Source organism: Vibrio sp. RW, from assembly GCF_027587105.1.
GTDB classification, from domain to species: domain Bacteria; phylum Pseudomonadota; class Gammaproteobacteria; order Enterobacterales; family Vibrionaceae; genus Vibrio; species Vibrio toranzoniae.
Genome location: NZ_JAPPTM010000036.1, coordinates 20,151 through 32,543, shown reverse-complemented (window position 1 = coordinate 32,543; position 12,393 = coordinate 20,151). Strand labels below are relative to the sequence as shown.

13 protein-coding genes are annotated in these 12,393 nt (G+C 43.1%); 7 read left to right on the top strand and 6 right to left on the bottom strand.

Going from position 1 to position 12,393, the window contains the following annotated elements; genetic code table 11:
* Positions 1-24: 24 nt before the first annotated feature.
* The 6 genes from rdgC to OCT63_RS19520 all read right to left on the bottom strand — a co-directional run bounded on the left by rdgC (position 25) and on the right by OCT63_RS19520 (position 6,757).
* A complete protein-coding gene (gene rdgC / locus OCT63_RS19545; protein WP_269984386.1) occupies positions 25-1,074 on the bottom strand; it encodes a recombination-associated protein RdgC in 1,050 nt (349 codons plus the stop codon).
* Positions 1,075-1,090: 16 nt separating this feature from the next.
* Complete coding sequence (locus OCT63_RS19540) at positions 1,091-2,056, bottom strand: hypothetical protein (RefSeq protein ID WP_269984385.1); 966 nt, start codon at positions 2,054-2,056, stop codon at positions 1,091-1,093.
* A gap of 8 nt (positions 2,057-2,064) precedes the next feature.
* Positions 2,065-4,587 carry a hypothetical protein gene (locus OCT63_RS19535; RefSeq protein ID WP_269984384.1) on the bottom strand — a complete coding sequence of 841 codons (2,523 nt, stop codon included), beginning with the start codon at positions 4,585-4,587 and terminating at the stop codon, positions 2,065-2,067.
* Between the two features lie 85 nt (positions 4,588-4,672).
* Positions 4,673-5,299, bottom strand: a complete 627-nt coding sequence (locus tag OCT63_RS19530) for a hypothetical protein (RefSeq protein ID WP_269984383.1) — start codon at positions 5,297-5,299, stop codon at positions 4,673-4,675.
* Positions 5,299-6,441: a hypothetical protein gene (locus tag OCT63_RS19525; RefSeq protein ID WP_269984382.1), complete on the bottom strand. Its 1,143-nt coding sequence runs from the start codon at positions 6,439-6,441 to the stop codon at positions 5,299-5,301. Before OCT63_RS19525 ends, OCT63_RS19530 begins: the two co-directional genes overlap by 1 nt.
* A 10-nt stretch (positions 6,442-6,451) precedes the next feature.
* Positions 6,452-6,757: a hypothetical protein gene (locus OCT63_RS19520; RefSeq protein WP_269984381.1), complete on the bottom strand. Its 306-nt coding sequence runs from the start codon at positions 6,755-6,757 to the stop codon at positions 6,452-6,454.
* 74 nt (positions 6,758-6,831) lie between these two features.
* On the opposite strand from OCT63_RS19520, the gene OCT63_RS19515 reads away from it, so the two are divergent.
* The 7 genes from OCT63_RS19515 to tnpC all read left to right on the top strand — a co-directional run bounded on the left by OCT63_RS19515 (position 6,832) and on the right by tnpC (position 12,310).
* Positions 6,832-7,350: a type IVB secretion system protein IcmW gene (locus OCT63_RS19515; protein ID WP_269984380.1), complete on the top strand. Its 519-nt coding sequence runs from the start codon at positions 6,832-6,834 to the stop codon at positions 7,348-7,350.
* Positions 7,340-8,185: a hypothetical protein gene (locus OCT63_RS19510; protein WP_269984379.1), complete on the top strand. Its 846-nt coding sequence runs from the start codon at positions 7,340-7,342 to the stop codon at positions 8,183-8,185. Before OCT63_RS19515 ends, OCT63_RS19510 begins: the two co-directional genes overlap by 11 nt.
* Positions 8,186-8,189: 4 nt before the next feature.
* On the top strand, positions 8,190-9,497 hold the full coding sequence (locus OCT63_RS19505; RefSeq protein WP_269984378.1) for a toprim domain-containing protein: 1,308 nt from the start codon (positions 8,190-8,192) through the stop codon (positions 9,495-9,497).
* Between the two features lie 3 nt (positions 9,498-9,500).
* Positions 9,501-9,821 (top strand): hypothetical protein, encoded by a 321-nt coding sequence (locus OCT63_RS19500; RefSeq protein ID WP_269984377.1) that lies wholly within the window; start codon positions 9,501-9,503, stop codon positions 9,819-9,821.
* Between the two features lie 77 nt (positions 9,822-9,898).
* Positions 9,899-10,276 (top strand): hypothetical protein, encoded by a 378-nt coding sequence (locus OCT63_RS19495; protein ID WP_213906403.1) that lies wholly within the window; start codon positions 9,899-9,901, stop codon positions 10,274-10,276.
* Positions 10,273-10,599, top strand: a complete 327-nt coding sequence (tnpB, locus tag OCT63_RS19490; RefSeq protein ID WP_269984376.1) for an IS66 family insertion sequence element accessory protein TnpB — start codon at positions 10,273-10,275, stop codon at positions 10,597-10,599. Before OCT63_RS19495 ends, tnpB begins: the two co-directional genes overlap by 4 nt.
* Positions 10,600-10,714: 115 nt before the next feature.
* A complete protein-coding gene (tnpC, locus tag OCT63_RS19485) occupies positions 10,715-12,310 on the top strand; it encodes an IS66 family transposase (protein ID WP_269984375.1) in 1,596 nt (531 codons plus the stop codon).
* Positions 12,311-12,393 lie beyond the last annotated feature (83 nt).

Sequence of the window (12,393 nt, the reverse complement as noted above, 5' to 3'; positions counted from 1 at the left end):
AAAAGGGTCTTTACGACCCTTTTTTCATTCTTGCTCTTCAAATTGATTAATCACCGCTTCAATCTCTCCTGATTGATCGTGAACTAAATTTTCATCACATTTTCTTGTGTGCGTATCATTATGTTCACCTAACCCAGCCAATAAAAGGGGGAGCATCTTGACCAGTGATAGTCTCAACAAAGAAATTTGGGATTTAACCTTCGCACGTTCCTTCTCCATAATTTCCGCTAAAGATTCGGCCTTCTTGCCTGATGCCAGCTCATGTGCGGACTTTATACGTTCACGCAAGGCTTTATGCATTTTTACTTTGGTAAATTTCAAGTGTTCATCAAGTGAAAAGGACAGCGTAAGATCCCAAGATAAATCAATTTTTAATGGTTTTTTGTTAGCTAATAAGTTCGCAGAAATTTCTTCGGAATTCATCGTTTGAGCATTATAGGTGACTCTGTTGCCATTTTTATGTGTACTGACCATCACCAGACCAGCATCAAGCAACTCAAATTCTTCTGGCACTGAGTTCTCATTAGTAAGCCATTCTGTGAACGTTTGTGAAGGTGTTCTTTTAATTTCTAAAGGCTTGGCTTTCACACTGCCAAAAGTGTCTCTCAAAAGGCTTACAACGTCTTCTGCATAGTTGTCTGTTGTCGCTTCAACTATCAACATATGAAGTGATGGCGAATATACGAGATAAGAATTTTTAAATTGCGTCAAGGTTTTGCTGATAAGCAATTGGTGGACTGCTAGCTTTATCGCTTCCCTAGATTCTTTAGTGATTTTTGCTTTGGGGCCCCATTTATTTGGTTCATCTGCTGCCAATTCAGAGAGCTTCTGAGCCACGGCGGCTTTCAATGTGCTTTTGGCAACTCGTTTATATATCTTTTCGATCTTAAACACGTAATCTTGTTCACACTGGAGAAACAAGCTCCCATCGTTTAATGGCTCTGCCCAACCAAGACTCTCCGTGGAGTGCCCAGTCAATGGTTTAGATCGCTTTTGTTGTAAAACTGAAGGGTCGAGCGAATCAAATAATTTGAAGTCGCTAGGTAGTGTGTAAATAACAAAACTCTTAAACATCTTCGCCACCATTTAGTTAACTTGAAAAAATGATCGGAAGCATACGAATAGGGTGCTTCTTGATATCTTGGTAAAAGTCATAGATTGATGCGAACCGATTTGAGCTGTATTGCCAAAACATATGTTGGTATGAGATGTAAAGGACAAGCGATAGAAATGTCGCGGCTCCAAGGTATAAACATGAAACTAAGTATGAATACTGTGTTCCGCCCATCACAATTGACGCAATGATTAACTTTAAAAAAGCCATGCAGAACATTGAAGAAAAGGAGACTGCAAATAGTAGTACTACCCAAATACATGTGCTTAATTGCTTTCCTTTTTGATCAATCTCTTGTCTCGTAAGCCCAACCCCATCGGTCAAGACTTGATCAAATGAAACTAATTCAAAATGCTTTGGTGTCGGTTTGAAAGGTGCAAGTTTTAAGCGGTTAGGAACTGAATTCAGAACCTCAATGTACGTAGTACTTTTGTCGATCTGTTCTTCTTCTTCCTCTTTCGTAATATTCAAGACAGCCTGGTTCTGAACTCCCCATGAATGTATGCTAGGCGCAGACAGGTCGGTAGCACGCGTAACGTCAATGTGTACCAAATCAGACCTGTCACTTACTGGCATCAAGTTATCAGAAGTAAGTAGCTTGTGTTCCTCTGTCAAAGAAGCCTTATTAGAGACAGATTTGTTGTCGCATGTATCAGGAATAAGGTACTTTCCGTCCAGTTGAAACATTTCAAGCTTTTGACTGTCCATTGAGTTTAAAACATGCGTGGGGAAAATGATCGGGGATTCATTATCCCGATGCTCAGAAATCATTTCCCTTAAACCACGATGCGGGATTTTACTTTCACGATACAAGTCTTCAATGACCAACTCGAAATTATAGACGGGGGTCCACTCTGTATAAAACCTGAGGGTAAACATATTCCATGTCCACTCTTTGGAAGGTTTATAGGGGCTTGACCTTAATATGCTGCTTTTAAACATTTATGTACCTACTTAGTTCCACTAGGTGGCCTCGTGACACTGCCATTTTCTGTTTGAGAGTTGCTAGACGGTTGGCGTGGAGCTTGTGAATTTGAGCCATTACCTTTACTCCCTTCGTTAGCCTGCTTAACCCCGGCATCAAAAGCACCAGTAATGGCTTTCATTGAGCCTTTTGCCGATTCAATATATTCATTAGTGTCACCAAATTGCCCTACAGCCTCTGTTGCCACCCATGACATTAGGTTATTAGCATATAAATTTGGTGCCTTAAGGCAGTAGAACATCAATCCGGTAAGCACTAATGGCATGCCTCCTGTAATCATGACCAAATCAAATAGGTCCCAACTATTAGTTGTTGTCGCCCCTAATGATTTCCACCAAATTGCGTTGAATATGGCATAGCTTATGTTGCACATCGCAAAGCCAAGCATTAAACCAATTACATGCAAACTTGGTCTTAAAAAGATTGCGCCGTACAAAGCGGCCATCCTCAAACCATGGACCGCCAAAAGACCTTCGCCGACAGCGGACGCGAGCAATGCAGAACCTAATGCGATTCCTCCTAAAGCTTCCGCACAAATGATGAGAAACGCTGTGACAATAAACACGAATGTAATCACTGGCACCATTGGCAATACGTTGGCGAGCAAAAAAGCGCCTGATAGGCTTGAAACCAAGAGAGGCAATACGTAGATAGACATAAACTTAAGCGGTATGCCAAAGCCGCCAGTCAATGCTGAGCTTGCTAAAGTTTCTGCTGATTGGGTTGTCAGGGAGTAATAAGTCAGAACCATTGTGTGGAGGATTTTTAGCGCTTCACCTAATGTGGCAAGAAGAGTTAATGCATTCGTCTGACCGCTCACGTCGAACAATGCACCATCATAATCAATACCGGCACCGCGTGGATCTGCTATACCTGACGCTAAGTTATTACTGCTATTACCCACAGCCAAACCAGTAGCTAAGATTGAACTACTCAGACCTATGATGGCACCTTTGTTGGATGGCAACGGTGTGCCTTGAGCATCATTTCTCTCAGTCAAAGAAAGCATATCCACCCAATTACCTGAACTCTGGGCAGTAGACCAACTGCTTTTTATATCTCCATTTTCAGCGGACTCACGCAGTATTTGCCATAAAAATGTTGTACCTTCAGATACTGCGAAATATGGGCGGCATTCATTAGCTGAGTCAATTTTATCGTCTAAAGTTTCTGCTTCACTTGAAAACATATCTACGATACCGCTATACCAAGAATCAGTGTGCTCGCAGAATGAGCCTCTTTCGGGGATGCGATATGACATAAATTGGTCGAGAGAAAAAACTGCTTGAGAACTGGCCATTTGCATCATGCCGTTCATCCGACTGAATGAAGCAGCTGCTAATATCCAACCACCTTCTGTCAATTGATCTAGTAAGCCGTTATTGCTAGGTACAGATATGCTAACGTTATTTCCACTTGAACTTGAACACACAGATGCTTCAGAAGACTGCCACTTCTTATTAAATTCACCTGCAAAGGCTCGCTTCACTACTTGAGAATGACAGTAACTAAGATTTACGTGGCTTTGGTAAATTTCTTGAGCAATATCTAAGTGATTTTTTGTCTGCAATAGATACTTTTTATAGTGGCTAATATCGTATTTCGAATATGCCGTAACGTACTTAGCAATGTCAGCCGTTTGAATTTCGTGTGACAGTGAATTGACCGCCGAAGCTACGTTAGCAATATGCCTAAGAATGGCATCTATGCTGTAGTAATTCGCATAGTAAGCCGCTTTATCAACTGGTGCAGACGCTGAAGTTGTTTTTGGAACCATCGAGAGTCTCAATGACCCACAAGAGCCACCAGCAAACTCTATTACCATGTCAGTGACAATATTCGATGTCATTGGGTTTTGTAAAAATATGTCATCCTGATATTGCGGCATGGATTGATAGTATTGCTTTACATCAGAAATTTTTGGAACATTTTGACCTTTATAAATTTGACTGGCGCTTGCAATCCCTGAAGCCTTTCTTGCCTTAATAGTATATTTTGCAGGACCTAATGGGGCAGGGTTAGTCATGCTTAGGTATTCAGTGCACATCAACATGGATGTAAGCGTTTCACCAGAACTGAAGACATTTTTGCTAAGAGGTTTAACTTGAGTCGCATTCGTTAAAGCTATGTATTGTGCTACACCAGCGCGCCAGAATAAGTCTGCTGCTCCAGCACCATGAACAATCACGTACATACCAGAAACTTGACCTACAGAAACGTAGGAACCAGAGGTCGCAGAAGCCACCATTGGTGTAATAGAAGCTAAGGCGATCCCAACTCTAAGAGGCGCATAAGAAGAAAGCTTGCCAAATATATGCCCTGTAGCTGCGGCATTAAGAGACATGTGTGCGCTTGTATAGGTAACGTTAATTGCACCATAGAGCAATGCTAAAAAGTTTAAGCCTCCGATCATAACCATTACCGGCGACATGGTTGGGTCTACTGACTGGTCCCCAAAGTATGTTTGCACCCAACCACCAAACAACATGGTTAAGTACTCTGTTGTGAGCCCTTGCGCAACATGTTGTTCAACGCAAGTGATCGTAAAGTCCGAACAAGACAACTTTATCTCCTTACGTCATTGTTGACGCAGTTACAGTGTTATTGATCGTTTGATATGCCAGATTGAGATAAATCAGAAATATTCCGACAACCATGTGCGTCGCAATATGACTAAATTTTATGTCTCGTGAGCGTTGAGGATTTGCGGCAAGTGAAATGTAAATTACACCTCGGAAGTAGGAAATGATCCCGTAAATAGACATGATCGCAAAAGCAGCACGTACACCAATTTGCGCACCGGAAGTAGGTTGGGTACCACCAATACTCTGAACATTTACAAGATTTGCTGTACGTTGACTGATGTCATCAAACATTAAGGACGAGTAGGGTGTGTCAAAGCTTAAACCCGGTGATACCCAAAATAGACTCCCCCAGTAAGCAATGCCTTCTCCAAATTTCCACATGAAGGCAGAACTGACTAGTACGGCTAGGATATGATTTACCGTGGGTATCGACCCGAATGTTTGGGCTAGCATTGGGCTGGATGTCCTAGCCCTAGCTAGCTGGTACCACATCATGCATCCACGCATAAAGTACAAAAGCCCCGTACCTTGAGCTAACAGGATGATTCCATCGACAAGGATAATGAATTCATGAGTTAAGAACCGCTCAAGAATGTCAGAGACTTCAACTGCCATCAGCGTCCTCGTTTATTCAAAATCTCGTTAAGGATTTGAGTTTGAACTGCTAAGTTGAATTCTTTAGACAAGTTCGAGTCATAGATGTGATTCAGTAGAGACATGTTTCGAGCAGTCATTTCGGCTGTCATTCGTTGGACTTGCTCAACCGTCGTGAAGTTTTTTTTACATTCGATACCTGCAGGAGTTTTGAACCAGTCCTCTTTTTCTTTCTGCGTTCTTAACGAAGGTTCAACCCTCGAATAACACGTTTTATCACCACCGTTCCCCATGAGTTTGAGTTGGTCAGGGGAGTTGTAGAAGTCTACGTCCTTTTTGACCTGCTCTAATATGGATTGAATCTTCGAACCGTTTTCATCTCGTGGGTCTGTAAGGCCACTTACTCGTAGGGCCGTTGTATAGCCAGCAGTTGTGCGTAGAAACTCTCTTAGCCATCGGTTGTACAGTTTTTTCATTTGAGGACTGGATTGCTCAGAGATCATGTCACCGTTTGCTTCGGTTGGCATTGGAGGAACATCACCGGGGTTGAACATCACTTTCAACAATGTATCGATTCGGATTTTTTCATCCGGTGACTTTGAATATCCACCTTCTCCCATTCCAGGCAAAAGACCTGCAATATTTAGTTTTGACATATCAGGAACTCCTCCAGAGACGACCTCATTTTCAAAGAGCTCCACGGCTTCATCGGCAATATGTTGTTGTGGGGTATCGCAACGCCCGTCAGTACATTGAACAACCTGTGCTAACTGCCCTGCAAAATCTATAGCTGCTTCAGATGATTCACAATAGAAGTCATCCAAGCTTTCATAGATACCCATAACGCTATTTATGCTGTCGCACATTGATGGTGATGGTTCCATTTTTGCCTGTTGGTTTAAGTTGGCAGTTTCTGAGTTTGAACCTGAAATCAGTTGGGTTTGAGTTAAAGTTCTCATGGTGTCAGCTTTATCTTGAAACACTGCAAGCGCTTCATCGATACCAATTTTAGTTAAATCCAAACCCTGCTCTTTAGCAAAAATCATCATGTCCTGACCCGTCTGCGTGATGACTTGACCTAATCCTGTCGGGTCAGTACAAACGGTCGAGTTTGCAGAAGCAGAACTCAATAATGCAATACAAATTATTGATTTCTTAAACATAAATAACTCCCTACCTATCAAGTCCACTGAGATCCAAATCGAAGTCTAAGCCCGAATCAAAACTGTTCTCTTTGCTCATGTTCTCGAAATTGAAGTCACTAGCGTTAACTTCAGGCTCAACAGCTTGCTCGATCGATTGCCCAGTTCTCATACTTCTATCAGCATTTAGGTCATGCTGCGAAACCCCCATATCAATACACAAGCGTTCAAAACTCCGGTCATTTAAACCCACTTCAGAGTTAGTCACAGGGTGATTTTTGAGGATGGCTATTTGAGGGTCCACAATGGGACCGATAATTGATCTATTGAATTCCATTTAAACCTCACATAGTATGCTTATCTATTACATCTTACATTAAAAAACAATACTTACAAATTCGAAAGGTCTGTATGGTTAATCTCACTTTTGACAAAGATTGGATAGATGAATACTGGGAAGAAGTCGAACCCGAAGTTATGCAAAGCATCTCTCAATTTGAAAGCAAAGAAAGCTGGGTTGTTACATGCGATAAAAATGCATTACTGAGTTTAAATCGGATAGCTCAGAATTTGCCTGAAATTGCAAACATGCCAATTACGGAGGACGTTGCAATACATTCAGACCGTCTTATTAGAATTCTTGGATGTTTACCTTTAAAGACCTCACTAGCTGCGTTCGGTTGGTTAGGTGCTTTAAGTGAGAATGAGCATAGATGGAACTACATCATCAATGTCTACGCAAATAAGGTCAGCCAAGGTGAGCACCAAGACACAACACCCGATCCGACTTTTTGCAAGATACTCATTGAGCGGCTCGCGCTCTTTACTTTTTTAGATGAATTTAACAATGTTTTTTTGAATGACATCACAACCAAATTGGCTCTTGAGGGATATGTAAAGAGGGTCAAAGGAGAAACCTATGAAGACTAACTTACATCATCTCCTTCTTTGTGGAGTTGTATTAGGTGGGGCGACCTATAGTGACGAATCAGAGGCTGCAAGAGTTTGCAGGACAAAGATTACACTACCAGCACCTTCGGTTGGTACTTGCGATGTAGATAGTACCAACCCAAAGATGGGTAACCCATTTGCATATATCGACCCGACTCAAGGCTGTGATTTTAACTTCAGTCTTCCTGGCTTACCATCATTCAGTTTAGAAGGTTTACAAGGGATGCTTTGTGAACAAATTCAAGATATCGGGCAACAAACAATCAATGAAGCACTTGGGCCACTGCTCGAGAAAATTCCTTCAAGCATCGACCTCGATATGAATGAAATGATGTCAAAAATGTTCGATGACCAAATGAAAATGCAAAGAGAGTTTTGCCCAGTTTATAACAAATCAGGAAAGCTCATTAGTTATGAATGCGAAAACGCTGGTGGGCCAATTAACCCCGGCATGCCTGACTGGGCGATCCCAATCGTCGATCCTGACAATAAAGAACGTGAATGTTATGAATTAGGAGGGGTAACCTATTGTAAACCTATTTCTGACGGCTCAGACATTACCGAACCAGACAGACCATATAATCCAGATAACGATATGAGCCTACCTCATTGTAGCGATCTTACGGATTTCTTTGATTCAGAAGGTAATCTGATTCCATGTCGGAATAGTGGCCCGAGGGATGACGCGCCTGCATCAGAACAATCTCAACAAAGTTCGACCACTCCAACATGGGATTCAAATAGCGGTAGTAACTCTGAGGGCGGTACAAGCAATAATTTGAAACCTACTTGGGATACCAATAAGGGGTGGTAATGTAATGCACTTGGTTTTAGTTGAAAGTTCAAAGAAAGCAACGATCGTCAATGACCATATAAATGCTCTTGGTCTATCTAGCTCATATCAATGTTCTTTTACAGCAGGAAGGATTTTTGACTTTGAACTTAATAACCATTTCAACTGGAGTGCTCGTAATGGTGAAACACTCGCATATTTGGAGAGAATGATTCAACGTTGCGAGATGGTAATCGCGATGACAGATGCTGATGAACAAGGTGAGTACATTGCATATCAGATCGCTGTCATCGCAGACAGATACAATAAAGAAACAAAGAAAGCTGATCTTGTTGAGTTGACATCGATTGGGATTAACAGGGCACTAAACACATTACGTGAACTAGATATTCCAATCATTCAGAAGACTCACAGTGAAAGATTGGTTCATCTAAAAGTGGGACAGATGACCATTGAACACGGCTTTAATGTTTCGAGTATTCATGAATTAATGGTAACGGAATACTTGGCAACAAATGACTTGATCAATGTACTCCAAGAGCAAGACCACTCCACAACAAAGTACTTTCTTTCCAGAAACACGGAAAATTTCAATGTCAAAGAATTACCGTTAAAACCGCCTTCTACGTTTGATGTTTACACAAATGCACTAATCGACCGTAGTGTAGATCTGGTGGAGCTTGAGGGTGAGTTACAATGTCTGTATGAAAATGGTTTACTGTCTTATGCCCGAACACCATCGAACGAATGGCTGCCAGAAGCCGTAGATCATATAGATTCATTAGCAGATGCCAATGGTTATACTTCAGACTCAAAGTTCCTAGAGTCGCATACTTCCGTTAACGTACCGCACTCCGCGCTCTATATTGTCAAACCAAACGCTTCAGCATTAAACCTAAAATCTCTGGCCCTTGTATCTGAATGGTCACTATCAATTGCTTGCCCCAACGGTTTACGCGCATTTAGCAGCGATGTGGATTCCCCCATCCTCAATTTAAAACACAATATGAAGACACAGAGAAGTCGCGCCCACCCCCAACTTCAGGTTTTAACAGCTCTTCGCGACATAGACCTTTTTAAACCTTCAACCAGTGCAAAAATTTCACACAAAATAGCGACTCGCTACTTTAATGGAGATCATTTAATCAAGCCTCGTCTAGATAAGAGCAGATTCTGTACAAAAGCAATATTTCCCGAACTGACAAAGTACGTTGAGAAACGGACCAACCCACTTAATGTGCTAATCAACTCAGAAATTACATCTTCAAATCTCGAAGTGAACCACTCAATTGCTGAGAGGACCTTCGTGGAATTGACTCAAAAAGGTAGATAATCAATGAAATTTAGAAAATCGTTTATCGCATGTTCAGCTGCCATCTCTTTAGCATTTTCTGCAGGATATGCCATCGCCACGGATACTTCTTCACCATCAACAAACTCCAAAGCTTCACCTATTCCGGGCTCGTCACTATCAACAGTATCTGAAGTAGTGGAAGCATTCGATGAAAACACATTTAAAAAAACTGTCGAAGAAAAGTTACGAGCGCAAGTGTATGCGGTCGTACCATTTGACGGTCACGATTTATATTCGGTGTTCACCACTAAAGGGACATTTACTATAGATCGTGATGTAGAGCTCGCATTCAAAGGAAAGTGAGCTTACGGCAGCATAGCTCAACTTTTAGCAACAAGTCGTGATTTACTGAGTGTCTGTCCATTAAGAGGATCGACACCGTGCCACAACATAAACTAGAACAAGCCATTGCCGCGTTTGATCACTGGCGCCAAAACCGAACTAAACGCACTCACACTCCTAACGAACTTCGACAATTGGCCGTTGAATTAGCAGACAGTCACTCCCATAATCACATTGCTACTGCGTTGAGGATTAACGCTCGACAACTCAAGATTTGGTGTGACCATGCTGCTGTCAGTTCCACCGCCCCCTCTGACTTTATGTCATTGCCTATCGAGCACGAATTTGAGCCTAATACAGAGCATCGTTTGAGCATTGAAATGACGCTACCAAACTCAAGTCAAATTCGTATTAGCGGAGAGCTGTCACTTCATCTGCTCCAAACCTTGCTGCAAGATGTGGGGGCATTAGCATGATCCATCTAACTGCGCAGACCCAAATCCTTCTGGCCATTAAGCCTGCCGATTTTCGTTGTGGAATTGATGGCTTTGTCGCCCTCTGTCGTCATCAGCTCAAACAAGAGCCACGTAGCGGTACCCTGTTTGTGTTCACCAATCGACGCCGAACCATGTTAAGGGCGCTATGCTACGATGGTTCCGGATACTGGTTGATGAGTAAGCGCCTGACCAAAGGGCGCTTTCAAGATTGGCCGAGGAAATCTCAAGAGACGATCACGCCTTTAGTCGCTAGGCAATTGAAAGCCCTGCTGGCAGGGCTGCCAGGCTGGCAAAGAGTGTGAACAAACGCACAGTCTACGGGTTCAAACAAACGATCGTTTCGATCGAGTTGACCGATCATGCTGAGCTGAAATAATGAGATACATCATCAGAGCACATTAGCCGACAGGATAGAAAGTGGCGCAAGAGTTTACCGACATAGATAGCGAAGAGTTGGATGGACTTATCCAGCGAGTGCAGGAGGCGAAAGAGCATGACCTGGCACTGAGCGCGGAAGATTGTCATATCCTGTTGAAAGCATTAAAAACGCTGGCGGCCTTACAAGAGCGCTTATCTGATAACGATATTACCTTGCATAAACTGCGTAAACTGGTGGGGATGGTCAGATCGTCAGAGACCATGGATACCCTGCTTGGCCAGAAAGCCAAGAAGAACAAAAAACGTGGTCAAAAACGGTCCAAACCTAAAGCGACTCAACCTGATGTGCCGGTAAAAACAAAAGTTACTCAGCACAAATTAACCGACCTAAGGAAAGGCGATGCATGCCCGGAGTGCCATCAAGGCAAGCTGTATAAGTATGAGCCGGCTACCTTGCTGCGTATCACGGGGCAAAGCCCATTCGTAGCTGAGCAGCATGTTATGGAACGCTTGCGCTGCAATGCGTGCGGTCAGTACTTCAAGGCGACATTGCCTGATGATGTCGTTGAGGATGGAGGGCCGAGTCAGAAATACGGTTACAGTGCTCGCACTTTAATGGCTCTGCATAAGTTTTTTGCTGGTGCGCCTTATTATCGCCAAGAAAGCATGCAGGCTCTGATGGGAGTAAAGCTTACAGCGTCAACCATTTTTGACCAAGTTGAGTTGGTAGCCAATAGCTTACAACCCGTTTATAACCTGCTTAGAATTTTTGCAGCCAACGCCGAGCATTACTACTTAGACGACACGAGTAATCGAATCTTAGACAAAGTCCCAATCGAAAAACCGCAACGCAATGGCACCAAAATGCGAGAGCGCACCGGCGTTTACAGTACGGGTTTAGTCGCTGGGTTAAAAGGCGGGCATAATGTGGTGTTATACAAAACGAACATTGGGCATGCGGGCGAGTTCATTGACGAGTTGCTGAGCGAGCGCGGTAAAACGCTATCTACTCCCATATTGATGAGCGATGCCTTATCCAGCAATCGCCCATCTCTTGGTTATGAAGTCCAACACTGTCTGTGCAATAGTCACGGGCGGCGGCAGTTCGCGGAAGTGCTTCACTCATTCCCAACCGAAGTTGAACAGGTATTAACGTGGTATGGAATGATCTGGGATAACGATCATGAGGCCAAAGTCTTGAGACTCAGCAGTAAGCAGCGACTTGCGTGGCATAAGAAAGTATCTCTGCCGGTGATGGAGCAGATCCGTGAATGGGGAGAGACAGAACTTAATAGAGGGCGTGTTGAAGAAAATAGTGGTCTTGGCAAAGCGATTGGATACTTCAATAAACACTATGACGGGCTTAGCGCGTTCTGCCACATCGAAGGGGCTCCGATAGACAATAACAAAGCGGAGCAAGCCCTCAAACTGGTCGCCAGAAACCGTAAGAATGCGATGTTCCATAAAACTCAAGCTGGCGCCAGTATTGCTGATGTGGTGATGGGAATGATAGCGACGTCAGCCGAAGCCGGTATCAACGTCTTGGATTACTTCAATACGCTGCAGCGTAAACAAGGTGAAGTAAAGGCGAACCCACAGCAGTTCCTACCTTGGAATTACCTATCTAATATCTAACCAAGAAATGCTCCTGCTTCGTCTGGAGCCAACTCTGCGCACCGATGTAAGCTATCTTCCCGTAAGCTCACAAAGGAAAAGCA